Origin of the sequence: Tepidiphilus olei (assembly GCF_006980705.1) — a bacterium.
Lineage (GTDB): Bacteria > Pseudomonadota > Gammaproteobacteria > Burkholderiales > Rhodocyclaceae > Tepidiphilus > Tepidiphilus olei.
Window position 1 is genome coordinate 69972 of sequence record NZ_SBHO01000004.1, and the last position, 26511, is coordinate 96482.

General features: G+C 68.0%; 24 protein-coding genes. 4 read left to right on the forward strand and 20 right to left on the reverse strand.

All coding sequences use genetic code 11. The features are described 5' to 3' along the window. Positions 1–171: 171 nt before the first annotated feature. The 6 genes from nfi to EPD80_RS06100 are packed head-to-tail and all read right to left on the reverse strand — an operon-like array spanning position 172 to position 8804. Complete coding sequence (nfi, locus tag EPD80_RS06075; RefSeq protein WP_185957725.1) at positions 172–867, reverse strand: deoxyribonuclease V; 696 nt, start codon at positions 865–867, stop codon at positions 172–174. Further along, positions 867–1799 carry a DMT family transporter gene (locus EPD80_RS06080; RefSeq protein ID WP_221928879.1) on the reverse strand — a complete coding sequence of 311 codons (933 nt, stop codon included), beginning with the start codon at positions 1797–1799 and terminating at the stop codon, positions 867–869. The genes nfi and EPD80_RS06080 overlap by 1 nt, the downstream gene beginning before the upstream one ends. A 12-nt stretch (positions 1800–1811) precedes the next feature. After that, positions 1812–2903, reverse strand: coding sequence for a polysaccharide pyruvyl transferase family protein (locus tag EPD80_RS06085; protein WP_142810282.1), 1092 nt, complete (start codon positions 2901–2903; stop codon positions 1812–1814). Further along, positions 2900–5164: a heavy metal translocating P-type ATPase gene (locus tag EPD80_RS06090; RefSeq protein WP_142810283.1), complete on the reverse strand. Its 2265-nt coding sequence runs from the start codon at positions 5162–5164 to the stop codon at positions 2900–2902. The genes EPD80_RS06085 and EPD80_RS06090 overlap by 4 nt, the downstream gene beginning before the upstream one ends. Continuing rightward, a complete protein-coding gene (locus EPD80_RS06095; protein ID WP_142804189.1) occupies positions 5145–5348 on the reverse strand; it encodes a heavy-metal-associated domain-containing protein in 204 nt (67 codons plus the stop codon). Before EPD80_RS06095 ends, EPD80_RS06090 begins: the two co-directional genes overlap by 20 nt. A gap of 18 nt (positions 5349–5366) precedes the next feature. Then, positions 5367–8804: a DEAD/DEAH box helicase gene (locus EPD80_RS06100; protein ID WP_221928880.1), complete on the reverse strand. Its 3438-nt coding sequence runs from the start codon at positions 8802–8804 to the stop codon at positions 5367–5369. Between the two features lie 83 nt (positions 8805–8887). Between EPD80_RS06100 and EPD80_RS06105 the strand changes: the two genes are divergently transcribed. Genes EPD80_RS06105 through EPD80_RS06115 form a run of 3 tightly spaced genes read left to right on the forward strand, consistent with a single transcriptional unit; the run spans position 8888 to position 11924 of the window. Continuing rightward, positions 8888–9622 (forward strand): YebC/PmpR family DNA-binding transcriptional regulator, encoded by a 735-nt coding sequence (locus tag EPD80_RS06105; RefSeq protein WP_142804188.1) that lies wholly within the window; start codon positions 8888–8890, stop codon positions 9620–9622. After that, positions 9619–10161, forward strand: a complete 543-nt coding sequence (gene ruvC, locus EPD80_RS06110) for a crossover junction endodeoxyribonuclease RuvC (protein WP_142810285.1) — start codon at positions 9619–9621, stop codon at positions 10159–10161. Before EPD80_RS06105 ends, ruvC begins: the two co-directional genes overlap by 4 nt. Beyond that, positions 10158–11924: a Na/Pi cotransporter family protein gene (locus EPD80_RS06115; protein WP_142810287.1), complete on the forward strand. Its 1767-nt coding sequence runs from the start codon at positions 10158–10160 to the stop codon at positions 11922–11924. Before ruvC ends, EPD80_RS06115 begins: the two co-directional genes overlap by 4 nt. Positions 11925–11937: 13 nt before the next feature. On the opposite strand, the gene rapZ is transcribed toward EPD80_RS06115, so the two are convergent. From rapZ to EPD80_RS06185, 14 genes are all read right to left on the reverse strand, one after another. Beyond that, positions 11938–12789, reverse strand: coding sequence for an RNase adapter RapZ (gene rapZ, locus EPD80_RS06120; protein ID WP_142810289.1), 852 nt, complete (start codon positions 12787–12789; stop codon positions 11938–11940). Positions 12790–12862: 73 nt separating this feature from the next. Then, positions 12863–13192 carry a nucleotidyltransferase family protein gene (locus EPD80_RS06125; protein ID WP_142810291.1) on the reverse strand — a complete coding sequence of 110 codons (330 nt, stop codon included), beginning with the start codon at positions 13190–13192 and terminating at the stop codon, positions 12863–12865. Beyond that, positions 13177–13575, reverse strand: coding sequence for an HI0074 family nucleotidyltransferase substrate-binding subunit (locus EPD80_RS06130; protein ID WP_142810294.1), 399 nt, complete (start codon positions 13573–13575; stop codon positions 13177–13179). Before EPD80_RS06130 ends, EPD80_RS06125 begins: the two co-directional genes overlap by 16 nt. A 66-nt stretch (positions 13576–13641) precedes the next feature. Continuing rightward, entirely contained in the window at positions 13642–14658 is a 1017-nt protein-coding gene (locus tag EPD80_RS06135) for an MBL fold metallo-hydrolase (RefSeq protein ID WP_221928881.1), read from the reverse strand. Positions 14659–14675: 17 nt separating this feature from the next. Beyond that, positions 14676–14921 carry a DUF1289 domain-containing protein gene (locus EPD80_RS06140; RefSeq protein ID WP_142810296.1) on the reverse strand — a complete coding sequence of 82 codons (246 nt, stop codon included), beginning with the start codon at positions 14919–14921 and terminating at the stop codon, positions 14676–14678. After that, positions 14918–15841, reverse strand: coding sequence for a hydroxymethylglutaryl-CoA lyase (locus EPD80_RS06145; protein ID WP_142810466.1), 924 nt, complete (start codon positions 15839–15841; stop codon positions 14918–14920). Before EPD80_RS06145 ends, EPD80_RS06140 begins: the two co-directional genes overlap by 4 nt. Further along, positions 15841–17871, reverse strand: a complete 2031-nt coding sequence (locus tag EPD80_RS06150) for an acetyl/propionyl/methylcrotonyl-CoA carboxylase subunit alpha (RefSeq protein WP_142810297.1) — start codon at positions 17869–17871, stop codon at positions 15841–15843. The genes EPD80_RS06145 and EPD80_RS06150 overlap by 1 nt, the downstream gene beginning before the upstream one ends. Before the next feature lie 10 nt (positions 17872–17881). After that, positions 17882–18670 carry an enoyl-CoA hydratase/isomerase family protein gene (locus tag EPD80_RS06155; RefSeq protein ID WP_142810299.1) on the reverse strand — a complete coding sequence of 263 codons (789 nt, stop codon included), beginning with the start codon at positions 18668–18670 and terminating at the stop codon, positions 17882–17884. Between the two features lie 23 nt (positions 18671–18693). Further along, positions 18694–20301, reverse strand: coding sequence for a carboxyl transferase domain-containing protein (locus tag EPD80_RS06160; RefSeq protein WP_142810301.1), 1608 nt, complete (start codon positions 20299–20301; stop codon positions 18694–18696). 22 nt (positions 20302–20323) lie between these two features. Beyond that, positions 20324–21457, reverse strand: a complete 1134-nt coding sequence (locus EPD80_RS06165; protein ID WP_142810303.1) for an acyl-CoA dehydrogenase — start codon at positions 21455–21457, stop codon at positions 20324–20326. Between the two features lie 30 nt (positions 21458–21487). After that, positions 21488–22393, reverse strand: a complete 906-nt coding sequence (locus tag EPD80_RS06170) for a DMT family transporter (RefSeq protein WP_142810305.1) — start codon at positions 22391–22393, stop codon at positions 21488–21490. After that, positions 22384–23598, reverse strand: coding sequence for an acetyl-CoA C-acyltransferase (locus tag EPD80_RS06175; RefSeq protein WP_142810307.1), 1215 nt, complete (start codon positions 23596–23598; stop codon positions 22384–22386). The genes EPD80_RS06170 and EPD80_RS06175 overlap by 10 nt, the downstream gene beginning before the upstream one ends. Positions 23599–23636: 38 nt before the next feature. After that, positions 23637–24809, reverse strand: coding sequence for an isovaleryl-CoA dehydrogenase (locus EPD80_RS06180; protein WP_142804174.1), 1173 nt, complete (start codon positions 24807–24809; stop codon positions 23637–23639). A 69-nt stretch (positions 24810–24878) separates the two neighbouring features. Next, on the reverse strand, positions 24879–25319 hold the full coding sequence (locus EPD80_RS06185; protein WP_142810309.1) for a MerR family transcriptional regulator: 441 nt from the start codon (positions 25317–25319) through the stop codon (positions 24879–24881). A gap of 59 nt (positions 25320–25378) precedes the next feature. On the opposite strand from EPD80_RS06185, the gene EPD80_RS06190 reads away from it, so the two are divergent. Beyond that, a complete protein-coding gene (locus EPD80_RS06190; RefSeq protein ID WP_142810311.1) occupies positions 25379–26398 on the forward strand; it encodes an MBL fold metallo-hydrolase in 1020 nt (339 codons plus the stop codon). Positions 26399–26511: the final 113 nt, after the last annotated feature.

Sequence of the window (26511 nt, forward strand, 5' to 3'; positions counted from 1 at the left end):
GCGCACCGGCAGGTTCGAGCTTTGAATGGTGTGCCGGGTCGCAGGGGTCGTGGCGGCGCTTTCGTACAGTCGGACCTTCACGACCCAAGAATGATGCACGACGTCGCGGGTCGATGCGATCGTCCGGGACCTGACGCATTAGAGGCACTCCACACGGCGTTCGCTCGAAGCCTAGACCGAGCCATCACCCCCCGTTCCTCGCTTCCGAGCGCTCCCCGACGCCAGCGCATGGGCCGCGCGGGTGGTCTCGGGCAGGCGGTAGCGGGTGGTGCAGGCCATCACCCAGTCCACGGCACGCTCCAGGCTCACGCGATGGCCGATGGAGACGTAGACCGGTTGCACGCCCACGCGGGTGCGCAGCACGGCGCCGATGATTTCGCTGCCGTCGCGCAGCGGTACCCAGGCGCCGCGCCGTTGCGGCACCGGTTCGTGCGTGCCGACGAGGCGCGACTTGGCCACGCCGATGCTGGGCAGATCGGTGAGTACGCCCAGGTGGCAGGCGATGCCGCAGCGGCGCGGATGCGCCCGGCCGTGGCCGTCGACGAGGAGCAGGTCGGGCGGGGCCGAGAGCCGTTCCAACGCCTGGAGCACCACGGGCAGCTCGCGGAAAGAGAGTAGCCCCGGCACATAGGGGAAGTTCACCTCGGATTCCGCGACCGCCGTCTCGCTCAGGGCGAGCGATGGAAAGTCGAGCACGGCAATGGCGGCCCGTCCCCGCGTGCCGCCGCCGGGAAAGCCGACGTCGATGCCGGCCACACGCTCTATCTGCCCGTGCGCCTCCTCGCACACGACCCGCCGGGCGATCTCGCGCTGTAGGGCGATCGCCTCCGGTATGCTGCGCGGCTGCAGAAGCGACAGATCTGCCACTACCCCTCCGCTGCTGCCGTGGCCGCGGGGCGGGGTCTGCGGCTCATCATCACCACCCCGCCGATCACCAGGCCACAGCCGGCGAGCTGAGCGAAGGTGAGCGGTTCGTCGAGCAACCAGGCGCCGAGCAGCAGGGTGAGTACGGGGCCGAGGGTGCTGATCATGGATACCGGCCCAGGACCCAAACGGCGGATGGCCTCCGAGGCGAGCCACACCGGGGCGACGGTGGAGACGAGCGCCATGGCGAGGCCGAGCCACAGCACCGGCGCCGGTTGTTGCCACAGCGAAGGCAATGGCCGCATGACGACGAACTGGCCGAGCACGAGTAGACAGGCGAAAGTCGTCGCCCAGGCGCTGAGCCGGGTGGCGCCGATCTTCCCCACCACTTGGCCGGTTCCCAGCAGATAGAGCGCAAAGGCCACGGCCGAACCAAAGACGAGCGCTCCGCCGAGCAAGACGTCGTGCACGCTACCGGGATTTTGGCCGAGGTCATGCACCAGCGCGAGCGCCAGGCCGGCGTAGCAGACGGCGAGCGAGGCGACGGTGCGGCGGTCGAGCCGCGTGCCGAGGAAAGCTGCGGACATCAACACGACCAGCGTCGGGTAGCAGAAAAGGATCATGCGCTCCAGGCCGGCGCTGATGTAGCGCAACCCCAGGAAGTCGAGGTAACTCGATCCGTAATAGCCGAGGAAACCGAGCACGAAGAGCGTGCCCCATTGCCGCGCGGTGAGGCGATGGGTCGCCTTTTTCTCCGCCGCCCAGCCGAGCAGCAGGAAGAACGGCAGGGCGAATCCCATGCGCAGCGCGAGGATCGTCTCGGCGTCGACGCCGTGGCGATAGGCGAGCTTGACGAGTACCGCCTTGAAGGAGAAACCGAATGCGCCGGCAAAGGCCATCCACAAACCGAGCGCGGTGTGTTCCCGAGTCGTCATCGTCTTTCTCTTTTACTCCACAAAACATCGTCCCACCGGACGACAGGTCGAACCCGGCGCCCAGAAGAGTTGTTCCGGATGCCAGGTGCCGAAATAGGCGCGCAGCTTGCGTGCGGCCTGGGGTTCACGCTCCAGCGCCACGGCGGGTACCCCGAAAGCGCGGGCGGTGAGCAGCAGATGCAGGCTCGTGGCGCAGACTTCCACCGCGCCGGCGGCGAGCCCGCCGATCGCTTCGAGCTCGAGTTCGGCAATGAGGCACGTCGCCGCCCGGCTCGAGGGCGAGAGAAAACGAAAAAGGCGCTCGAGCGCTTCCAGCGTGTCGTGCCACGGGGCGGCACCCGCACGGACGAGTGCGAGCCGTTCCCCGTGTTCTTGGCGCGATTCCAGCCAGGCGGCGAGCGCCGCGAGCCACGGATCGGTGGCGCATTCGGCGGCGAATTGCACCAGGCGATAGGCGCCGAGGCGTGCGCGCCAGTCGTCCGCACGCGCCCTGAAGGCATGTGCAAGCTTCGAGGCGGTGAGCGCCTCGGCGGGATCCGGCGCGAGCGGCAGGTACAACCCTCGTCGGGCGAAGATCGCCCGGGTGCGGGCATCGCGCACGCTCGCTTCGTCCGCTTCCGCGAGTGCCGTGAGTGCGGCGCGCTGGATGCTGCGCGGCAAGGTGTCGAGGCCCGTACCGCCGCAGGGGGCGAACTCGAGGCGGCGCACTCCGGGTGCATCGCGCCGGCGCAGCACGTAAGGCAGCGGCCGATGCGTACCGAGCAGGCGCACCGCCTCGCGGCGACGGGCGCAGGGGTCGGCATCGAAACGGCCGATCGCCCGCGCGGCACTTTCTTCGTCGAGCAGCATCACCGCCGTGGTCCAGGCATCGCAATCGAGGATCTCGCCGCCGACGTGACGCAGGTCGTAGCCGCCCGGGGTCAGATCCGAAAGCACTTCGGGCAGGGGATGCACGGCGAATCCGGCCACGGCGCGCGCATCCCAGGCACGCAGTCCCGCGAAGTGCACGCGCCGCCCGCCACTGGCCCCGGCGGCGAGCCGGGCGAGCAGCAGGTCGCCATAGTTGTGCCGGTCGAAGGCACCGAAGAGCACCAGGTCGCTCATATCGCCCGGCGCAGGCGCAGCGAGTGCGTCACCACGAAGAGGCTGGAGAGGCTCATCGCCGCGGCGGCAAGCATGGGGTCGAGCAGCCAGCCGGTCCACGGATGGAACGCACCGGCCGCGAGCGGAATGAGCGCCACGTTGTAGCCGTAGGCCCAGACGAAATTCCAGCGGATGGTGCGACGCGTGGCACGCGCGAGGCGCACGGCCTGCGGCACGGCGGCCGGATCGCCGCGCATGAGCACTACGTCGCCGGTCTCGATCGCCACGTCGGTGCCGGTGCCCATGGCGATGCCTACGTCGGCCTGGGCGAGCGCCGGCGCGTCGTTGATGCCGTCGCCGACGAAGGCGAGCCGCCGTCCCTGCGCTTGCCATTGGCGCAACACCTCGGCTTTTTCTTCCGGGCGCACTTCGGCACGAACTTCCTCGATGGCGAGCGACCGAGCCACCGCCTCGACGCTACGGCGAGAATCGCCGGAAAGAAGCGCCACCCTCAGCCCAAGCGCATGGAGTTCGGTCACTGCCGCCGCACTCGTGGGCTTGAGCGGATCGGCAAACGCCATGACCCCCACGGGCACTCCCTCCGCTACCACCCACACGAGCGTTCTCCCCTCGCTCGCCTGCGCCTCGGCCCACGCCTCCAGCAGCGGCTCTGGCGCCCGCGCACCCGTTTCCGTGTCCACGAAACGGCGCGACCCCACCGCGAGCCGCACGCCCTCGACGCGGCCGCGGATGCCGCCGCCCGGCACCGGTTCGACCGCCTCGGTGGCGGGTAGCGGCACTTCGCCCACCGCCGCGAGCAGCGCGCCGGCGATGGGATGCTCGCTCGCTTTTTCCAGGGCGGCCACGCGCAGCAGCCACTGCTGCGCCTCACCTGGCGCACTCCAGGACGAGGCCACCAGTGCCGGGCGACCGGCGGTGAGGGTGCCCGTCTTGTCGAAGACCACGGTGTCGATCTCGGCGAGCCGCTCCAGGGCCGCGCCGCGGCGCACGAGGATGCCGCATTCCGCCCCCCGCCCCGTGGCGACCATGAGGGCGACGGGCGTGGCGAGCCCCATCGCACAGGGGCAGGCGATGAGCAGCACACTCACCGCGGCGACGAAAGCGTAGGAGAGCCGCGGCTCGGGGCCGAAGGCCAGCCAGAGCGCAAACGTGAGCGCCGCCACGGCGAGCACCAGCGGCACGAACACGCCGGCCACGCGGTCGGCGAATGCCTGGATGGGCGGTTTCTCGGCCTGAGCCCGTTCGACCAGCGCGATGATGCGCGCGAGCAGGGTCTCACGGCCGACTTCGGTCACTTCCATGGCGAAACCGCCGGACGTGAGGACACTGCCGCCGACGACCCGGTCGCCGGGGCGCTTTTCCACGGGCAACGGCTCGCCGGTGAGCATGGACTCGTCGACCCAGCCCGCTCCCTCGCGCACGATGCCGTCGGCGGGCAGGCGCTCACCCGGGCGTACCTGGACCCGGTCGCCGGGGCGCAGTTCCTCGACGGGCAATTCCCACACCGAACCGTCGTCGCGCAGAACCCGGGCCGAGCGCGGCTGCAGCCGCAGCAAGCGCGAGATGGCGCGGGATGCCCGGCCGCGGGCGCGCGCCTCCAGCATGCGTCCCAGCAGAATCAAAGCGACGATGACGCCGGCCGACTCGAAATAGAGGTGGGCGCTGCCCGGCGGAAAAATGTTCGGCACGAGCCAAGCGAGCAGCGAATAGCTCCACGCCGCCCCCGCTCCCAGCAAGACGAGGGCGTTCATCGCCGGGGCACCGTGGCGCAGCTCCGCCCAGCCGGCACGCAGTAGCGGCGCACCGCAGACGAAGAGGATGACGGAAGAAAGTGCCGCCTGCAGCGCCTGCCACACCCAGGTCGGCGCGAGGCGGGCAAAGCGCGCTTCGCCACCCGGCAGCATCGGCCCCATGGCGATCAGCACGAGCGGCACCGCGAGCCCCACGGCCCAGAGCACCCGGCGCCGCGCCATGCGTGTGGCTTCGTCCTCTTCATCGGGGGACGTCTGCCGCGCCCGCGCCACCGGCTCGTAGCCAAGCTCACGGATCGTGCGCCGGATGGCGGCCTCGTCGACCCGGCTCGGGTCGTAGTGCACCGTGGCGCGCTCGAGCGCCAGATTGACGCTCGCCTGTCGCACGCCCGGCAGCCGCTGCAGTCCCCGCTCGATGCGCCGCACGCAGGCGGCACAGGTCATGCCGCGGATGCCGAGCTCGAGTTCGGCCTCGTCGGCCACGCCCGGATCAGACGAGCTTTGCGTCATAACCTTCTTCGAGGATCGCCTCGATCACCGCCTGCGGGCTCGGGTCGCCTTCGATCACCACTTCCTCCCGCTCGCGGCTCACCGACACGACGCGCTCCACACCTGGTACTTTTTTGAGCGCCTCGGCCACGGCCTTCTCACAGTGTGCGCAGCTCATCCCCGTGACTTGGTAACGTTGTTGCATCGCCCTTGCTCCTTTCTGTCAAATTTCCAACGGCGAAGAAGAGAGCAGCGCCGCCACGTCCTCTTCGGTGAGCGCAAACCCGCCCGCCTCGCCCGTCTCCAGCGTGCCTTCGGCAAGCGAGCGTTTGCGCGCCTGCATCTCCAGCATTTTTTCTTCGACCGTATTGGCGGCGATCAGTTTATAGACGAAGACCGGCTTGTCCTGACCGATGCGGTGCGTGCGGTCGATCGCCTGCTCCTCCACCGCCGGGTTCCACCAGGGGTCGAAGAGGATCACCGTGTCGGCCTCGGTGAGGTTGAGCCCCACGCCGCCCGCCTTGAGGCTGATGAGGAAGACCGGCGCATCGCCCCGGCGAAAGCGGTCGATCACCTCGTCGCGCCGACGGGTGCTGCCGGTGAGTTTCACATAGGGAATCTTCTGCTCGGCGAGCACCGGCTCGATGCGCTCGAGCATCTGCACGAACTGGGAGAAGACGAGGATGCGGCGCCCCTCTTCGACGAGCTCGGGCAGGGTTTCGCGCAACCAGTCGAGCTTGGCCGACTCCTTCACCTGGCGCGCCTGCGGCAGGTCGACCAGCGTGGGGTCGCAGCACACCTGCCGTAGTTTGAGGAGCGCGTCGAGCACCGTGATCTGGCTGCGGGCGAGGCCCTTTTCGGCCAGCGCCCGGCGCACGCGCTCCTGCATGGTCAGCCGGATCGCCTCATAGACCTTGGCCTGTTTCTCGCCCAGCGTCACGGTCTGGACGATCTCGGTCTTGGGCGGCAGCTCCGCCACCACCTCCGCCTTGGTGCGCCGCAGCAGGAACGGACGGATGCGCCGGCGCAAGTGTTCGAGACGCGCCGCGTCGCCCTCCTGCTCGATCGGATGGCGATACCAGCGGTTGAAGGTCTCGAGCGAGCCGAGAAAGCCCGGCATGAGGAAATCGAAAATGGCCCACAGTTCGCCGAGATGGTTCTCCATCGGCGTGCCGGTCAAGCACAGGCGCTGCTCGGCGCGAAACTTGCGCACGTGCTGCGAGACCTGGGCGCGCGGATTCTTGATCATCTGCGCCTCGTCGAGGATCATCACCGACCACGCCTGCGGGCGCAACAGCTCCACGTCGCGCCACACCAGGGGATAGGTGGTGATGACGAGGTCGTGCCCCGAGATCGCCTCGAGCCGTTCGCGCCGCTGCGCCCCGTGCCAGACGAGCACGCGCAGATCGGGGGTGAAGCGCGCCGCCTCGCGCGCCCAGTTGCCCACGAGGCTCGTGGGTGCCACCACCAGCGCCGGTTGCGTGAGCCGGCCAGCGGCCTTCTCGGTGAGCAGGTGCGCGAGCGCCTGCAGCGTCTTGCCCAGGCCCATGTCGTCGGCGAGAATGCCGTGCAGGCGGTGCCGGCGCCAGAACTGCAACCAGGCAAGGCCCGTGCGCTGGTAGGGGCGCATCTGCGCCTGCAGCCCCGGCGGCTCCTCCACCGGCATGGGCCCGCCGTGGCGCTCCAGTTCCTCGAGCATGGCCGAGAGGGTCGGCGCCTGGATCTGCGCCAAGGTGCCGGGCGGCAACTCGCGCAAGAGCGAGAAATCGTAGCGCGACAGCCGCACCGGCCCTTCGCGCCGCGGTTCGCGCCGCAGCAATTCGAGCGTCAGTTTCAGGATGGGCGCGATCGGCTCGAGCGGCACCACCGCGCAGGCGTCTTCCTCGGGGAAGGGATAGACGATTTTCTCCGGCCAGTCGTCCTCGCCATAGCGCTCGAAGACCTCCGCCGCGAGCTCCGTGAGGTCGATCTCGCGCTCGCCCGCCTTCACCTTGGCGTCGAACGCGAACCAGTCGCCCCCCTCGTCGGCCTGGGCGAGCTCCACGTCCGCCGTGCTCGCCTCCCATTCCTGCGGCCAGAAATCGTCCGCCACCTCGAGCTCGGGGGAAAACTCACCCAACACCCCGGATTCGAGCCGCTCGCGCAGTTCGTGCCACAGCAAGGGTGATTCGGCCTGCGCCTCGTATTCGGCGAAATCGGGCCAGACGAGCGCCATCCGCAGCGGCTCGAGCAGCACCCGCACCGTGCCGAACCACTGCTTTTCCCGGGCCACCGAGCGGTGCGGCAGCTCGAGACGCACCTCGTCCCCGAACGGATGATGGACCCGCCCCTGAGCATCGACGGCGACTTCGCCGTAGCGCACTTCGGGACGCACGCGCCGCCTTCCTTGCTCGTCGCGCCACAGGATCAGGCGAAAGCGGGCCGGCTCCTCGACCCGCGTGGTCGCCACCGGCGCCGGGGCCGGCAAGGCTTGGCCGAAGAGCTCGCTCCAACGGCGCGCGAACACCGGCGCGTCCTCCTGAGGCACGGGAGGCAGGGCATCGAGCCGCTCCACGTCGCCCCAATCGAGCCCTTCGGGCAGCAGCAAAGGGCCCACCGTATGGGTCTTTCGCTGGAAATAGTGCCATGGCTGCATGAAGCGCAGCGGCACGATGCCCGCATCGCCATTGCCTTCCACGTGCCACACGCCCTGAAAGGCTCCGCGCGCCGTCTCGCGCCACAGCCACAGCAAGCGCCTCGGCTCGCCCCAGCGCAGGAAGACGCCCTCCGTGTGCGATCCCAGGCAGGCGCGGCCGCTCTGGACGATGGCGGCAAAGGCCGCGCCGAGCCAGGTTCGCGGCGGGCCGTGCATCGAGGCCACCGCCAGCCCCATCAAATCGGCGACGGTGAGCGCCCCGTAGACTTCGGGGTGGTAGTAGATCGTGAGGAGATCGACGGGCTTGCCGGCGACGAAGCGGCGCGGATCGCGCTTGTAGGGACGGGTGAGGAAGGCATTCCAGCCGAAGATACCGCGGCGCTCGTCGAGCCGCACGTCGTAGAGGATGCGCTCCGGCGGCTGCTGGTCCGGCCCCGGGTGAGGGTGCGGCTCGTGGCGATGAAAGCGCAAGCGGGCCGTCTCCTCGATCCAGCGCATCGCCGGGGAACGCTTGGCCTCCAGAATCTCGGCGGCGCGCTCGGCGACGGCGGAAACGCCCCCCTTGCCCGGCGCAAGGGGCCGGTTGCCGAGCATGAGCTCGACGAGCTCGCCCAAGGGGATCCGTCCCTCTTCTTCAGGTGGTGGCGCGACATCCCCTGAACCCAGCGTGTCGAGCGTTTCCGCTTCGGCAGTCTCCTGCTCCAAGAGCCGTTCGCCGAACTCGATGAGCAGCGCCGCGCAGTGCTTGCACGCCTCCCCGATGGGGCAGGTGCAGGAACATTCGATGGACGAGGGTTTGACGTCGCCCTCACCTTTCCATGAAATATCGATGTTTTGGGTGTAAGGAGCACGCTGCGTGCCCTGGACCCGGCCCGCGATGTGCCAACGCCGCTCGTCGGCAGAGAATTCGCAGGAGCGCACTCTTCCCCGTTGCACCAAGTCTTCCCCCCGTGACCAGTAGTCGGGATCGAAGACGTACTGCCTCAACCATTCGAGACGGCGACGGTTGCGTTCTGCCGGATTCATCGCGCGCAAGCCGAGGAGAAAGAGAATCCCACAGTATAATTGGCCCAAGGTGCAAACTCAATCGCAACGCGGCAGGAGAGGCAATGGCTGGCCATTCCAAATGGGCAAACATCCGTTTCCGCAAAGAACGGCAGGATGCCAAGCGCGGCAAGATCTTCACCCGGCTCATCCGCGAGATCACCGTGGCCGCCCGCAACGGCGGGGGCGACCCGAACTTCAACCCCCGGCTGCGCGCCGCCATCGACAAAGCCAAAGAACACAACATGCCCTCCGAGAACATCGAGCGCGCCATCAAGCGCGGCACCGGTGAGCTCGAAGGGGTGAGTTACGAAGAGATCCGCTACGAAGGCTACGGCCCGGGCGGCGCGGCGGTGCTCGTCGACTGCATCACCGACAACCGCACCCGCACCGTGGCCGAAGTGCGCCACGCCTTCAGCAAGCACGGCGGCAACCTCGGCACCGAAGGCTGCGTCGCCTTCCAGTTCAAGCATTGCGGCCAGATGATCTTCGCCCCCGGCACGGACGAAGAGGCGCTCCTCGAAGCGGCGCTGGAAGCCGGGGCCGAAGACGTGATCCCCAACGAAGACGGGTCGATCGAGGTCATCACCCCGCCGTTCGAGCTCGAGCGCATCCGCGCGGCGCTGGAAGCGGCCGGTTTCACCCCGGCCATGGCCGAAGTGGTGTGGAAACCGCTCAACGAAATCGAGCTCACGGGCGAGGATGCCGCCAAGATGCGCAAGCTCCTCGACGCGCTCGAATCGCTCGACGACGTGCAGGCGGTCTATACCTCGGCGGTCTTCGACGAAGAGGAACCATGACGGCGGCGCGCATCCTCGGCCTCGACCCGGGGCTGCGCATCACGGGGTTCGGTGTCATCGAACGACACGGCGCCCGGCTCGCCTACGTCGCCAGCGGCTGCATCCGCAGCGGCGAAGGCACCCTACCCGAGCGCCTCGCCACGCTCTTTCGCGGCGTGGAGGAGCTCATCGCCACCTACCACCCGGCCGAGATCGCCGTCGAAAAAGTCTTCGTAAACCTCAACCCCCAATCGACCCTGCTCCTGGGGCAGGCGCGCGGCGCCGTGCTCTGCGCCGCGATCCTCGGCGCCACGGCCGTGCATGAATACACGGCACTGCAGGTGAAGCAGGCCGTGGTCGGCTATGGCAAGGCCGACAAAACCCAGGTACAGGAGATGGTGAAGCGGCTGCTCGGCCTCGATGCCGCCCCCGGAACTGACGCAGCCGACGCGCTCGCCTGCGCCATCTGCCACGCGCACCAGAGCACCCACCCTTACGCCGCCCAGGCCGTGCGGCGCCGCGGTGGGCGGCTGCTCGTTCCCCCGCCCTCGCGCCGATGACCCCGATCGCACTATGGCCCGCCTGGGCGCGCAACCTGCCGCGCCTGCTGCTGCTGGGACTGCTCGGCTGGTGGCTCATGAGCAGCGCCACCGCCAACGAGATCGCCGCCGGTCTGGCGCTTTTCCTCTTGGGTCTGCGCTCCCTCGAAGACGGGGTGAAGGCGCTCGCCGGCAGCACGCTCGACACGCTCATACGCACGAGCACCCGCAGCACGTTCGGCGGGCTCGCCTTTGGGTTCTTCGCCACCGCCGCGGTGCAATCGAGCAGCATCGTCTCGCTCCTGACGATGTCTTTCGTCTCCGCGCGGATGGTCACTCTCGGCGGCGGCCTGGCCATCATCCTGGGCGCCAACCTCGGCACCACCACCGGCACCTGGATCTTCGCCACGCTGGGCACCTCGCTCGATCTGGCGCGATATGCCCTGCCATTCGTCACGCTCGGCATGGTGCTGCGTTTTTCTCGGGAACGCCCCTTCTGGGCCGCGGGACACGTCCTGATCGGCCTCGGTTTGATCCTGTTCGGTATCCATTATCTGAAGATCGGTTTCGAACTCTTCCAGCACCAGTTCGACCTCAGCGCCTACGCCCTACCGGGGTATCAAGGGGTACTGGCCTACACCGTGGTCGGCACCCTCATCACGCTCGTGATGCAATCGAGCCACGCGACCATGCTGCTCACCGTGGCCGCACTCGCCTCCGGGCAGATAGGGTTTGACAATGCGCTCGCCATCGCCATCGGCACCAACATCGGCACCACCGTCACCGCGCTGCTCGGCTCCATCGGCGCCGACCTCGACGCCAAGCGGCTCGCGCTCGGCCACTTTCTCTTCAACGTCTTCACCGCCCTGCTCGCGCTGGCCGCCTTTCCGCTCTTTCTCGCAGGCACGCTACTCGGCTCGAGGCTGATCGGCCTACCGCAAGACGATCCGCTGCTTCAACTCGCCTTCTTCCACACCTTCTTCAATCTCGTGGGCGTGTGCTTCCTCCTGCCGAACCTCTCCCGCTTTCTCCGGTTGCTGCAAACCCTCGTGCCCGAGACTGCCCAAACGCTCACCGCGCCCAAATACCTCTCGCCGACCCAGCTCAAAACGCCCGAGATCGCCCTCGAATCGCTGCGCAAGGAAACCTGGCGCCTGTTCGACCGAGCGATCGACCTCATCGCCCTGGTGATGCAGGTCGATCCCAAAGCCATGCGCGCCGGCGAAAATCCACACGAACTCGATCGCCCGCCCGCGCGAATCCATACGCTGGACATCGATGGTCTGTACCGCTCACGCATCAAACCGCTTTCCGGGCTCATCGTCGACTTTGCCGCCCGCATCGCAGCCACCCCGGAAGTCGCCGCCAAAATGCAGCGAATCCTGCAAGCCAGCGCCGCGATCCAGGAAGCGGTGAAAGACACCAAGCACCTGCAGAAAAACCTCGTACGGTGTTTGACGCACTCCAATCCGATCATCCGCCGCCAGTACTTGCGCTACCGCCGACACCTCGTCGAAACGCTCTATGCCATCGCCAATCTGCCGCGCGAGCAGGGCAGCGACGGCAGTGCGGCCGAGCTCACGATGGTCACCCACACGGCGCTGGCCCAGCTCGACCCCTTGGCGAACGGTCTGCTGGAAGAATGGCTGAAGAACGGAGAGATTTCGCCCGAAGAAGCCACCTCGATGATGAACGACACGGCCTACGTGCGCCGCATCACCGAGAACCTACTCACCGCCGCCCGCGCGCTGGGCGAGGCGGCGCTGCCGCCGCATGCCGCCTGAGCGGGACGCCCCCTCAGGCAGAAAGCACGGCCGGACAATCCCGGTGGCGCACCACCACGCGCCCGCGCGCCGCGAAGGCTCGCCCCAGGCGCTCCACCAGGTAGACCGAGCGATGCTGCCCGCCGGTACACCCCACCGCTACCGTGAGATAGGCGCGATGCTCGCGCTCGTAGCACGGCAACCACCGCTCGAGAAAACCGGAAATCTCGGCGAACATCGCCCCCACTTCCGGGATCGCCTCCAGCCAGCGCACCACCGGCTCGTCACGCCCGGTCAAGGGGCGCAGCGCCTTGTCGTAGTACGGATTGGGCAGGCAGCGGGCGTCGAACACCAGATCCGCATCGAGCGGCACCCCGTGCTTGTAGCCGAAGGATTCGAAGGTGAGCGTGAGCCAGCCGCCCTCTCCGGCGAAGACGAACTCACGGATCCACGCGCGCAGCATTCCGGCCGAGAGATCGCTCGTATCGATGCGGTGCGCCCGCTGCGACAGCGGCGCGAGCAGCTCCCGTTCGAGGGCGATCGCCTCCACCAGCGGCCGTCCTTCGCGCGCCAACGGATGCGTGCGCCGCGTCTCGGAAAAGCGCTCGAGCAGCACCCCGTCGCGCGCTTCCAGAAAGAGCAGATCGACGCCATGTCCCTGCCCCGCCAGGCGCTCCAGCGTGCCCGGCAACGCATCCAGCCCACCAGTACGCGCGTCGATGGCGATCGCCACCTGCCCCACCCCTTGCCGAGCCAGGTGCTCGACCACCGGTGCGAGAAAGGCCACCGGCAGGTTGTCGATGGCCACGAACCCCGCGTCCTCCAGCGCCCGCAAGGCCACCGTCTTACCGGAGCCCGAAAGCCCGCTCACCAGCACGATGCGCATTGGGTCCTCTCCGATGGTTCAGTCATTCCCCTCTTCGAACCGGACTTCTGCTCCTCCACCACCCGCTCGGGAATCATGGATTTCCTTGCGGATAAATGCGCCTCCCCTCCCGGCGGATTTTATCCCTGAGGACTGTATTGGCGAGGCGATCCCAGTGCAGGAGGTCGATCTTGAAGAGGATGGGAAGGTCGTCGATCTCCTGCCACAGGGCGGCGAATTCCGCCTCGCTCATCGAGGGGGCGAACACGGCGAGGTCGATGTCGGAGCCGGGGCGATGCGTTCCCTTGGCGCGTGAACCGAAGAGGCGCACTTCCTCGATGCCGGGATGGCGGGCAAAAACGCGGCACAGGTCGGCGAGGATTTCGTCCGACAGGCCGGAAGGGTCGGTCACTTGGGCAACCATTGGCGCACCTGCCGTGCGAGTTCCTGAAAGAGGGGCAACCCCGTGCGGCAGACGAAGCGATAGACTTCTTCGGCCAAGGATTCGTCGTAGGTGTGGCTGGTGAGGTTGCGCATGCGCTGGGCTTGGCTCCAGGCGTTGCCGTCGTGCAGCAGCCCCGCGGCCAGGGCCTCACGGAAGACTTCGCGGGGCGTGAGTGCCTCGATTCCCTCCTCGAGCAGCTTGAGTCGCAGGACCTTCCAGGCGAGCTCCCAGCAGAACTCGAAACGCTGGATGACCGAATCGCGGAGAAATTCCGAGTAGGGTTGGGCACAAGCATCGGCGAGCCGCTCGGTGGCCTTGAGGAAATCCTGGCAGCGTTCATGAAATCGTTCGTGATGCGTCATGCCGCCTCCCGAAAAGACCGAAAGACCGATCGTATCACCGTCGGCGAGCCCGGGCACGCGGGGCGCTCAGGCCGGCAGCATCGCCTGCCACTGCCCTTCGGCGCGGCGGATCGCACCGGCGCGCTCGAGTTCGTCGCCCAGCCAGCGCACCGCCTCCTCGGGCGTCAGTTCGATCCAGTCCAGGGCGCGTTGGAAGAGTTCGACCCCGGCCAGAGTGGTACGCAGCTCTTCTTCCTCCATGCACCCCCGTTCGAGCAGGGTGAAGGTAACGCAGGCGCGCAGGGCGTTGCGCGCGATGCGCCGGGGATCGTTGGCGAAGGCTTCGAGCCGCCCCCAGACGCGCTGCAGGGCGGCCGCAACGTCCTGAAAGGGGGCGCCGTGCCCGGGGATCACCCAGCGCACCGGCAAGCGTTCGATCGCCGCGAGCGCCTCGCGCGCCGCGGCGATGGCGTCGGCCTGGCCGAGCAGGGAAGGAAAGAGAATGCCGAAGCCGTCTTCCCACAGGGCGTCGCCGCTGATGAGCACGCCGTGCGTCGGCTCGAAATAGGCGAGCGCGTGCATGTCGTGCCCCGGCACGGCGATCGCACGCCATTCCCATTGACCCATCGCAATCGTATCGCCCGGGGCGATGGTGGCCGAATAGGAGAAAGGTTCGGCCCGTTGCCCGGCGTTGGACAGCAGCAGCGCAGCTTCGTCCCAGCGTCCGATGGGATCGGCCAGCCCTTCCGGCACCCAGATGGGGCAACCGTAGCGCCGCGCCACCGCGGCGTTGCCGCCGAGATGATCCGAATGAGAATGGGTGTTGACCAGCCGTACGATGGGCTCGCCCCGCACCGTGGCTTCGAGAAGCGCCAGCGTCTCGCCAGCTTTCGTCACATAGCCGCTATCGACCAGCGTCCAGCCGTCGGTGCCGCGCAGCAGCACCGAGTTCGACGACAGCCAGCCGCGCTGCAGCACCACCATTCCTTCGGGCAAAGTCTGCGTCGTCATTATTTCTCCCGATTCTTCGCCATACATGCGCCGGCCGCAGCCGACGCATACTCCGTCTTCGATCGTGCAGATACCAACGCATTCGGGTTCCATGGAACGCCTCGAACGCACTACGGCACCGTCGGATCGCCGCGTTGCGCGGCACCCGACCGCGCATCCAGCGCCTGGCTGTTCGCTTCCCCCTCACCGAGCGCGGCGCGACGCCGCACCACTGCCGCGAGGATACGGCGGCGCTCGGCCTCGTCCGCGTCGCGCCAGCGGGCGATCTCTTCGCGCGTGCGCAGGCAGCCGACGCACCAGCCGGCCCGCTCGTCGAGCCGGCACACGCCGATGCAGGGCGAGGTCACGACCGTCATGACTGCGGCGCGGCGCAAGATCCGCCCAGCGCCCGGGCCACGCGCGAGGCCGGTTCGCGCCCGAGCAGCCCACTCACCCACCAGGCGGTCTCGATGAGCGCTTTCAAGTCCACGCCCGTCTCCACGCCCAGGCCGTCGAAGAGATAGACCAGCTCCTCGGTGGCGACGTTGCCCGAGGCCCCCTTGGCGTAGGGACAGCCGCCCAGGCCGGCGACGGAGGCGTCGAACGTGGCCACCCCGAAACGCCAGGCGGCATAGACGTTTGCCACCGCCATGCCGTAGGTATCGTGGAAATGTCCGGCGAGCCGCTCGAGCGGCACACGCCGCGCCACCGCCTCGAGCATGGCGACCACCTGCCGCGGCGTCCCCACGCCGATGGTGTCGCCCAGTGAAATTTCCTCACAGCCCATCTCGAAGAGAGCGGCGGCGACCTCCGCGACTTTCTCCGGCGCCACCGGCCCTTCGTAAGGACAGCCCACCACGCAGGAGACGTAGCCGCGCACCCGCACTCCGGCCGCGCGCGCCCGGCTCACCACCGGGCGGAAACGCTCCAGCGCTTCGGCGACGCCGCAATTGATGTTCTTGCGGCTGAAGGTTTCGGAGGCGGCACCAAAGATGGCGATCTCGTCGACGCCGGATTCCAGGGCCGCTTCCAGCCCCTGGAGATTGGGCACGAGCACCGGATGGCGCACGCCGGGGCGGCGGCGCTCGCGCAGGGCACGCATCACGGCGGCGTGATCGGCCATCTGCGGCACCCATTTGGGCGAAACAAAGGCGGTGGCCTCGATCACCTTCAGGCCGCAGGCGGCGAGCCGCTCGATCAGCGCCAGTTTGTGCTCGAGGGCGATCGGGGTCTTCTCGTTCTGCAGGCCATCGCGCGGCCCCACTTCGACGAGCGTGACCTTGGCGGGTCCTTCCATCACGCCTCCTCCTTGGCAGGTACGAAATCGACCAGCTCGGCCCCGTCCGGCACCTGTTCGCCCACGGCAAAGCGCACCGCCTCGACCACGCCGTCGGCCGGCGCGACGATGGCGTGTTCCATTTTCATGGCTTCGAGCACCACCAGCGTTTGTCCGCGACTCACCCGCGCCCCCGGTTCGACCTTGACCGCGATCACCCGCCCCGGCATGGGCGCGGTGAGACCGGCCGCATCGACCCCGGTGCCGGATCCTTCCGCTCCTTCTTGGCCGCAGAGGTCGAACACCCAGGCGCGGCCATCGAAGAAGACGTGCCGCCGGCTGCCGGCGATCACCGCGGTCACGGTCGTCCGCCGCCCGTCGAGCTCGAGACGCAAGTTCTCCTCGTCGAGCATCGCGCCCCAGGCGGTGGCGCTCGCCAGAATCTCCCCCTTCTCGTCGAGCAACTGCAGCTGCAGCTTCTCGCCCAGACAACGGGCCTGCACGCGGCGCGTTGCCTCGCCGCAGCGCCACTGCCAGCGCCGCAGCGCCGGCGCGTTGACGCGCCAGCCGTCCACCGCATGCCAGGGCGAGGTGGGGTCGGGCGCGCGGCGGGCGAACTCCTGCATGCGACGCGCCTCGGCCAGGCGCTCGGCGCAGGAGACGGCGAACCAGGCCGCCGGCGGCGGTGTTTCGGGTGCGCCGAAGAGAAAGGCCGATTCGCGCTCGATGAGGCCGGTGTCGAGATCCGCCTGGCGAAAGGCCGGAGAATCGACCAGTTTTCCCAAGAATTCGACGTTGTTCGCCACGCCGACGATGCGATAGTTCGCCAGCGCCTGCCTCATGCGCGTGAGCGCCTGTGCGCGGTTTTCGCCCCAGACGATGAGCTTGGCGATCATCGGGTCGTAATAGGGCGTGATCTCGTCGCCCTGCTCCACGCCGGTATCCACCCGCACCCACACGCTCTCGGGCGGCGGCTGCAAGTGCACGAGCCGACCCACCGAGGGCAGGAACCCCTTGGCCGGATCTTCGGCGTAGATGCGCGCCTCGATCGCGTGCCCCTCGAGCGGGATTTGGTCCTGGGCGAGCGGCAGCGGTTCGCCGGCGGCCACGCGCAGCTGCCATTCGACCAGGTCGAGCCCGGTGATCATCTCGGTGACCGGATGTTCGACCTGCAGCCGCGTGTTCATCTCCATGAAGTAGAAAGCGCCGGAAGGCTCGACGATGAACTCGATCGTACCGGCGCCGACGTAACCCACCGCCTTGGCCGCCGCCACCGCCGCCTCGCCCATGGCGGCGCGCCGCTCGGGGGTCATGCCGGGGGCCGGCGCCTCTTCCAGCACCTTCTGGTGGCGGCGCTGCACCGAGCAATCCCGCTCGTAGAGGTGGATCACCTGGCCGTGGCTGTCGCCGAAGACCTGCATCTCGATGTGCCGCGGCCGCAGGATGTATTTCTCGATCAGCACCCGGTCGTCGCCAAAGCTCGATCGCGCCTCGCGCTGGCAGGATTCGAGCGCCTCGGCAAAATCTTCGGGCCGATCGACGCGCCGCATTCCCTTGCCCCCGCCGCCGGCGCTCGCCTTGATGAGCACCGGAAAGCCGATGCGCCGGGCCTGTTCGAAAAGAAACTCCGGGTCCTGCTCCTCGCCGTGATAGCCCGGCGTGAGCGGCACGCCGGCCGCCTCCATCAGGCGCTTGGCCTCGGCCTTGGAGCCCATCTTGCGGATCGCCTCCACCGGCGGGCCGATGAAGACGATGCCGGCATCGAGACAAGCCTGGGCGAAGTCCTCGTTCTCCGACAGGAATCCGTAGCCGGGGTGGATCGCCTGAGCACCGGTACGTCGCGCGGCCTCCAGGATGCGTTCGATATCGAGATAGGACTCGCGCGCCGGCGGCGGCCCGATCCACACGGCCTCGTCGGCGAGCCGCACGTGGCGGGCGTTGCGATCGGCATCGGAATAGACCGCCACCGTGGCGATGCCGAGCCGCCGTGCCGTGGCGATCACGCGGCAGGCGATCTCGCCGCGGTTGGCGATCAGAATCTTCTGGAACATTGCTCCCTCCTCAAGGACGCGGCACCCAGGCAGCAGGACGTTTTTCCAGGAAAGCGCTCAGCCCTTCGCGCGCCTCGTCGGTGGCGCGCAAGCGGGCGATGCGTTGCGCCGTGTCTTCGAGCACCGCCTCGCTGAGCGGACGGTCGGCCACGGCGTCGATGAGCGCCTTGGCCGCCGCCTGCGCCTTGGGCCCGCCGGCGAGCAGCGCCTGCACCACCTCCTCGATCTTGGCATCGAGCGCCTCTTCTTCCACCACCTCGTGCGCCAGGCCCAAGGCAAAGGCCCGGGCGGCGTCGATGCGCTCGGCACTCTGGAAATAGCGCGTCGCCTGGCGCACGCCAATCGCCCGGATCACGTACGGGCTGATCGCCGACGGGATGAGTCCCAAACGCACCTCGGAGGTGGCGAATACCGCCCGCTGCGAGGCGATGCAGATGTCGCAGGCGCTCGCCAGCCCCATGCCGCCGCCCAGGGCCGCGCCATGCACCCGGGCGATGGTGGGCTTACTCAGGTGCGCGATCTGCCACAGCATGCGCGCGAGCCGGCGCGCGTCTTCGAGATTCTCCTCGAAGGATGCTGCTCCGGCCGCCTTCATCCAGTTGAGATCGCCCCCGGCGGAAAAACTCTTGCCGCGCCCGGCGAGCACGACCACGCGCACCTGCGCGTCGGCATCGAGCCGCGCGAAGGCGGCCGTGAGCTCCTCGATCACCTTGGCGTTGAAGGCGTTGTGCACCTCCGGGCGATTGAGCCACACCGTGGCCACCGGCCCGCGCGTCTCGATCACCAGTGTCTCGTACATCCTCTCCTCCTCGATTTTTTCCGTTACATGCGGAACAGGCCGAATCGCGTCTCGGCAATGGGGGCGTTGAGCGCCGCCGACAGGCTCAGCCCCAGCACGCGCCGCGTCTGCGCCGGATCGATCACGCCATCGTCCCACAGGCGCGCCGTGGCGTAATAGGGGTGCCCCTGGCGCTCGTACTGTTCGCGGATCGGCGCCTTGAAGGCTTCTTCTTCCTCGCGCGACCACGTTCCGCCCTTGGCCTCGATCGCGTCGCGCCGCACGGTGGCCAGCACGCTCGCGGCCTGCTCGCCGCCCATCACCGAGATGCGGCTGTTGGGCCAGGTCCACAAGAATCGCGGCGAATAGGCCCGGCCGCACATGCCGTAGTTGCCGGCGCCGAACGAACCGCCGATGATGACAGTGAACTTGGGCACCTGGGCGGTGGCCACGGCCGTGACCATCTTCGCCCCGTCCTTGGCGATGCCGGAATTCTCGTACTTCTTGCCCACCATGAAACCGGTGATGTTCTGCAGGAAGAGGAGGGGGATGCCGCGCTGGGCGCACAGCTCGATGAAGTGCGTGCCTTTTTGCGCCGACTCGCCGAAGAGGATGCCGTTGTTGGCCACGATCCCCAGGGGAAAGCCGTAGAGCTCGGCGAAACCGGTCACCAGGGTGGTGCCATAGCGTGCCTTGAACTCGTCGAAACGCGACCCGTCGACCAGCCGCGCGATCACCTCGCGCACGTCGAAGGGCTTGCGCGTATCTTGCGGCACCACGCCGTAGAGCTCCTGCGGATCGTAGGCCGGCTCCTCGGCGTCGTGCCAGGACAGATCCACGGGCTTGCGCGCGTTGAGGTGCGCCACGATGCGCCGCGCCAGGTAGAGCGCATGCGCGTCGTTTTCGGCGAGGTGATCGGCCACGCCGGAGATGCGGGTGTGCACGTCGCCCCCGCCGAGCTCCTCGGCCGTGACCACTTCGCCCGTGGCCGCCTTCACGAGCGGCGGCCCGCCCAGGAAGATGGTGCCCTGGTTGCGCACGATGATGGTCTCGTCGGACATCGCCGGCACATAGGCCCCGCCCGCGGTGCACGAGCCCATCACCACCGAGATCTGCGGAATGCCCAAGGCCGACATGTTGGCCTGGTTGTAGAAGATGCGCCCGAAATGGTCGCGATCGGGAAAGACCTCGTCCTGCAGCGGCAGGTAGGCGCCGCCCGAGTCGACCAGGTAGATGCACGGCAGGCGATTCTGCTGGGCGATCTCCTGCGCGCGCAGGTGTTTCTTCACCGTGATCGGGTAGTAGGTGCCGCCCTTGACGGTGGCGTCGTTGGCCACGATCATGCACTCCACGCCCTGCACCCGGCCGATCCCGGTCACGATGCCGGCGCCCGGGGCTTCGTCGTCGTACATCCCCCAAGCGGCCAGCTGCCCGACCTCCAAAAAGGGCGAGCCCGGATCGAGCAGGCGCTCGATGCGCTCGCGCGGCAGCAGCTTGCCGCGGGCGGTGTGGCGCCGCCGGGCCTCTTCCCCGCCGCCCTGCTGCACGCGGGCCACCTTCTCTTCCAGATCCGCGACCAGGCCGCGCATCCACTGCGCATTGGCGGCGAACTCCGCGCCGCGCGGGTCCACCTTCGATACGATACGGCTCATCCCCTCCTCCTCGATCATTCTGTCACAGCGAAAGGCCGCGGGCGATCACCAGGCGCTGGATCTCGCTCGTACCCTCGTAGATTTGGCACACGCGCACATCGCGGTAGATGCGCTCCACCGGAAAGTCGCTCACGTAGCCATAGCCTCCGTGGATCTGGATCGCCGCCGAGCACACCCATTCGGCCATCTCGGAGGCGAAAAGCTTGGCCATCGAGGCTTCCTGCAGGCAGGGGCGGCCGGCGTCCTTGAGGCTGGCGGCATGCCACACCAGCTGGCGGGCCGCCTCGATCCGGGTGGCCATGTCGGCGAGCTTGAACTGCACCGCCTGGTGCTCGAAAATCGGCTTGCCGAAGGCTTCGCGCTCATGCGCATAGCGCAACGCCGCCTCGAACGCCGCGCGCGCCATGCCCACGCTCTGGGCGGCGATGCCGATGCGTCCGGCCTCGAGTTGCGACAAGGCGATCTTGTAGCCCTCGCCCTCGGCGCCCACCAGCGCATCGAGCGGCACGCGGCAGCGCTCGAAAGTGATCTGCGCCGTGTCGCTCGCGTGCTGCCCCATTTTCTCCTCGATGCGCGTGACGAGATAACCCGGCGTGTCGGTGGGCACGAGGAAACAGGAAATCCCCTTCTTGCCCGCGGCCGGATCGGTCACCGCCAGCACCAGCGCCACGTCGGCGTTCTTGCCCGTGGAAATGAACTGCTTGACCCCGTCGATCACCCAGGAATCGCCCTCGCGCACCGCGGTGGTGCAGATCGCCGCCGCGTCGGATCCCACGTGCGGCTCGGTGAGACAAAAGCAGCCCAGCGCCTCGCCCCGCGCGAGCCGTGGCAGCCATTCCCGCTTCTGCCGATCCGAACCATAGGCGAGCGTGATGCCGCACACCAGCGAATTCTGCACCGACACCACCGTCGAGGTCGCCCCGTCGCCGGCGGCGATCTCTTCGATCGCCAGCACCAGGCTCAGGTAATCGAGCCCCGCCCCGCCCCATTCGACGGGCACCGTCACCCCCATCGCGCCGAGCTCGCCGAGTTCCCGCAGCGCCTCGCGGGGAAAGATATGCTCGCGGTCCCAGTGCGCCGCGAAAGGGGCGAGCCGCTCCTGGGCGAAGGCGCGCATCGTGTCGCGAATCATTTCGTGTTCGGAATCCAGGATCATTCTCGCTCCTTTTTCGTTCGTCGTTTTCGTTCAGCGCCGGGTCGTCAGCCACACGCCGGCGAGCACGGCCGCACCCCCCAGCGCTACCGAGGGCACGACAGTCTCCCCCAAGGCGATCGCCGCCATCAGCACCGCCGCCACCGGCACCAGATTGATGAACATCGCCGCCCGCGCCGCTCCCAGCACCCGCACCGCGTCGGTGTACCAGGTAAAGCCGATCGCCGTGCCGAAGACCCCGAGAAAAGCCACCGCCGCCCACACCGCCGGGCTCCACTGCGCCCAATCGACGCCGCCGGCGGCAAAGGCCGCCGCCCACAGCAGCACGGCCCCGAGGGCACAGGACCAGAAAGTGGCCGCGAGCGCCGAGATGCGCCGCGTGGCACGCCGCCCCACGAAGGTATAGGCCGTCCAGCAGGCGACGCAGCCCAACACCAAAACTTCACCCAAGCCGATGTGGCCGGCGAGCGGCGCGAGCGGATCACCGTTGCCGATCACCGTGAGGCAGCCGACGAAGGCGAGCACGGCCCCGAGCACCGCCAGCGGACGGGCGCGCTCGCCGCCGAGCCACCACGCCAGCGCCGCCACCACCACCGGATTCAAGGCCACCACCAGTGCACCCCGCCCGGCTTCGACGTACTTCAAGCCATAGAAAAAGCACAGGTTGTAGAAGAAGACGCCGGTAAGCGCCAGCCCCACGATCGGCCGCCAGGCACGGCGCAGCGCAGACCCGTCGAGCGGTTCGCGCTTGGCGAACATCACGGCACCGAGCACGAGGGCGGCGAGGGTGAAACGCGCCGCCGCCGCGGCGATCGGCGTGCCTACCGCCTGCGCCACGACCCTGCCGGCCACCCAGGTTCCACCCCAGCTCAACATCGCCGCGACGAGTTTCAGATAGACCGGCAAGGTCGCCTCGCCGGCGACGGGGCTCAGCCGCAAGCCACGCCCCCTTCGAGCTCGATCGCCATGGCCGTGGCCTCCCCCCCGCCGATGCACAGGCTCGCGACACCCCGCCGCCCGCCGGTGCGCCGCAACGCCCCGATGAGGGTGACGAGGATGCGCGCGCCGGACGCCCCGATCGGATGCCCCAGGGCGCAGGCGCCACCGTGGATATTGACCTTCTCGTGCGGCAGGCCCAGCTCCTTCATCGCGATCATGGTCACCACGGCAAACGCCTCGTTGATCTCGAAACAATCCACGCCGGCCGGATCCCAGCCCGTCTTCGCGAAGAGGCGCTTCATCGCGCCCACCGGGGCCGTGGTGAACCACGCCGGCTCGTGCGCGAAGGTGCTGTGCCCGACGATGCGGGCGATCGGCGTGCAGCCCAGGCGCTCGGCCTCGGCCCGGGTGGTGAGCACCAGCGCCGCCGCTCCGTCGGAGATGGACGAGGAATTGGCCGCGGTGACGGTGCCGCCCTCACGAAACGCCGGCTTCAAGGTGGGGATCTTGTCGAGCTTCGCCTTGAGCGGCTGCTCGTCGATCTCCACCACCCGCTCCCCGCCGCGCCCGGCGATTTTCACCGGAACGATCTCCCAAGAGAACGCCCCTTCCTTGATCGCCCGCTGGGCGCGTTCGGTCGAGGCGATGGCGTAGGCGTCCTGCTGCTCACGGGTGAAACCGTAGTGCTGCGCCGCATCCTCGGCGAACGTCCCCATCAGCCGGCCCTTCTGGTAAGCGTCTTCCAGGCCGTCGTAGAACATGTGATCCAGCAGCTGGCCGTGCCCCAGACGCAGGCCGACCCTGGCCTTGGGCAAGAGGTAAGGGGCGTTCGACATCGACTCCATGCCGCCGGCCACGGCCACCGCCACGGAACCCGCCTTGAGCGCGTCGTGCGCGAGCATCACCGTTTTCATGCCGGAACCGCACACCTTGTGCACGGTGGTGCAAGCAACCGAAGTCGGCAGCCCGGCGCCCAGCGCCGCCTGCCGCGCCGGAGCCTGACCTTCGCCGGCCTGCAGCACGTTGCCCATCAACACCTCTTCGATCGTCTCCTTGGAGATCCCCGCCCGGCCGATCGCCGCCTCGATCGCCGCCGCGCCCAGGCGCGGGGCCGGCACGTCGGCCAGATCCCCGAGAAACCCTCCCATCGGCGTGCGCGCCACGCCGACGATCACCACGTCGTCGGCCCGTTTGTCCTGCGTCATCGATCTTTCTCCTCGTGTAGTATCGTCAACGTCAACGATCAGGCCGTCTCGTCGAAGAGCTCGCGCCCGATGAGCATGCGGCGGATCTCGGACGTCCCCGCCCCGATCTCATAGAGCTTGGCGTCGCGCCACAGCCGCCCGGTGGGATAGTCGTTGATGTAGCCGTTGCCGCCCAGCGCCTGGATCGCCTCGCCGGCCATCCAGGTGGCTTTCTCCGCCGCGTAGAGGATGACCCCGGCGCAGTCCTTGCGCAGCTTGCGGCTGTGGTCGCTGCGATCGAGCGCCTGTCCCACCGCATAGACGTAGGCACGGCAAGCCTGCCAGGTGGTATACATGTCGGCGATTTTCCCTTCCATGAGCTGGAATCGGCCGATCGGCTGGTTGAACTGGCGCCGCTCGTGCACATAGGGCAGGACCACGTCCATGCACGCGGCCATGATCCCCAGCGGCCCGCCGGCGAGCACGGCGCGCTCGTAGTCGAGCCCGCTCATGAGCACCTTGACCCCCTCATTGACCTTGCCGAGCACGTTCTCCTCGGGCACCTCGCAATTCTCGAAGAAGAGCGGATAGGTGTTCGAACCGCGCATGCCGAGCTTGTCGAGCTTGTTACCGGCGGTAAAGCCCTTCATCCCCTTCTCGACGATGAAAGCCGTGATGCCGCGGGGTCCCGCCGCCGGGTCGGTCTTGGCATAGACCACCAGCACGTCGGCGTCCCCGCCGTTGGTGATCCACATCTTGCTGCCATTGAGCACGTAGCGATCGCCCTTTTTCTCGGCGCGCAGTTTCATGCTCACCACGTCGGACCCCGCCTCGGGCTCGCTCATCGCCAGCGCCCCCACCCATTCGCCGGAGACGAGCTTGGGCAGGTATTTGCGCTTTTGCGCCTCGGTGCCGTTGCGGTGGATCTGGTTGACGCACAGGTTCGAATGCGCCCCGTAGGAGAGCCCCACCGCGGCGCTCGCGCGCGAGATCTCCTCCATGGCGATGATGTGCGCCAGATAGCCCATGGCGCTGCCGCCGTACTCCTCGGCCACCGTCATGCCGTGCAAGCCGAGCTCCCCCAGCTTGCGCCACAGATCCGGCGGAAAAGCGTTGTCACGGTCGATCTGTGCCGCCCGCGGTGCGATCTCCTGCGCACAGAACGACTGCAGCGTCTGGCGCAGCAGGTCGTGTGTTTCTCCCAGCCCGAAGTCGAGCCCGACCGTTTCCATGTTTCCCCCTCCTTTGGTGTTGACGTTGACGTTAACGTAAATCAAACCGGGGCGTTTGCAAAGACCCCGTCAGGTGGCGGCCTCGACGCGCGCCTGCAGTTCCTGGCGTGCGGCCTCGGCCCCCCGGGCATCGTGCCCCAGCAAGCTCAGGCACTGGCGCTCGAGCATGTCGATCTCATCGAGCACCGCCTCGATGTCGCGGCGCTGCTGCTCGAGGGCGCGGCGCCGTTCTTCGAGCACGCTGAGGAAGCGGCGCAGTTGCGGCGCCGAATCGTGGCGCCCGTCGTACATGTCGATCAATTCCTTGATCTGCGCGAGCGACAACCCCAGGCGCTTGCCGCGCAGCGTGAGCTTGAGCCGCGTGCGGTCGGCGCGATCATAGACCCGCACCCTCCCCTCGCGGCGCGGATGCAGCAGCCCCTGATCCTCGTAGTAGCGGATCGTACGCGGCGTGATACTGAACTCCCGCGCCAGATCCGAGATGGTGAAGTATTCCCTTGTCCGGCTCATCCTCGCCTCGCGATTTTCCGGTAGACTGATTTCCGTTGACGTCAACGGAACATTACCACATGCACACCGAACTCAGCTATCCGCACCCGGCCACCCCCGAGCTCGGGCAAGTGACCACCGTCGCCCCCGGCGTACACTGGCTGCGCATGCCGCTGCCGTTTGCGCTCGATCACATCAACCTGTGGCTGATCGACGACGCCGAGAACCAGGTCGCCCTCGTCGACACGGGGTTTGCCTCGCCCCAGGTGCAAGCGGCCTGGCGCGAAGCACTGCGCCTGCGCCTGCCCTCGCGACTCATCGTCACCCACTTTCACCCCGACCATTTCGGGCTGGCCGATTGGCTCATGCGCGAATGGAACATCGAGCTGTGGATGAGCCATTCCGAATTCCTCACTGGCCACGCCGTGTGGAACGAGATCGCAGGCTACCAGCTGAGCGCGAGCCTCGCCCTCTATCGCGCCCACGGCTTGGACGAAGAACGCCTGGAAGCGATCACGGTACGCGGCAACGCCTATCGTCGCGGCGCTCCCCAATTGCCGGAGCGTTTTCATCGGCTACACGACGGCGACGAAGTAGTGATCGGCGGGCGCACGTGGCAAGTGATCACCGGGTGGGGGCACTCCCCCGAACACGTCAGTCTCTACTGCGCGGCGCAGAAACTGCTCATCTCCGGCGACATCCTGCTGCCCCGCATCTCCACCAACGTCAGCGTGTGGACGGTCTCCCCCGAAGACGACCCGCTCGCCGATTATCTGCGTTCACTGACTCGCCTCGAAGCCTTGCCCGAGGATACCCTTGTGCTACCATCGCACGGGCTGCCCTTCGTGGGTTTGCATGCACGCATCGCGCAATTGCGCGCGCACCACGAAGAGCGCCTGGCGGTGCTCGAAGCCGCGCTCGACGCGCCGAAGACGGCGGCCGAAGTAATTACCACGCTCTTTTCTCGCACGCTCGACACGCACCAGCTGGTGTTTGCCCTCGGTGAGTCGCTCGCCCACCTCAACCACTTGGTCGCGCTCGCGCGTGTCGAACGGCTGCGCCACCCCGACGGTCGATGGCGCTTCGTGCGCATCGCCTGACGAACTCCCTGCGTTTCACACACCACACACCCTGAGAGGGAAAAAATGAGTGAGGCACAAGTCAAATCCAAAACGCCCGCATCTCCTCCGCCCGAATTGCCGGACCCCCAGGA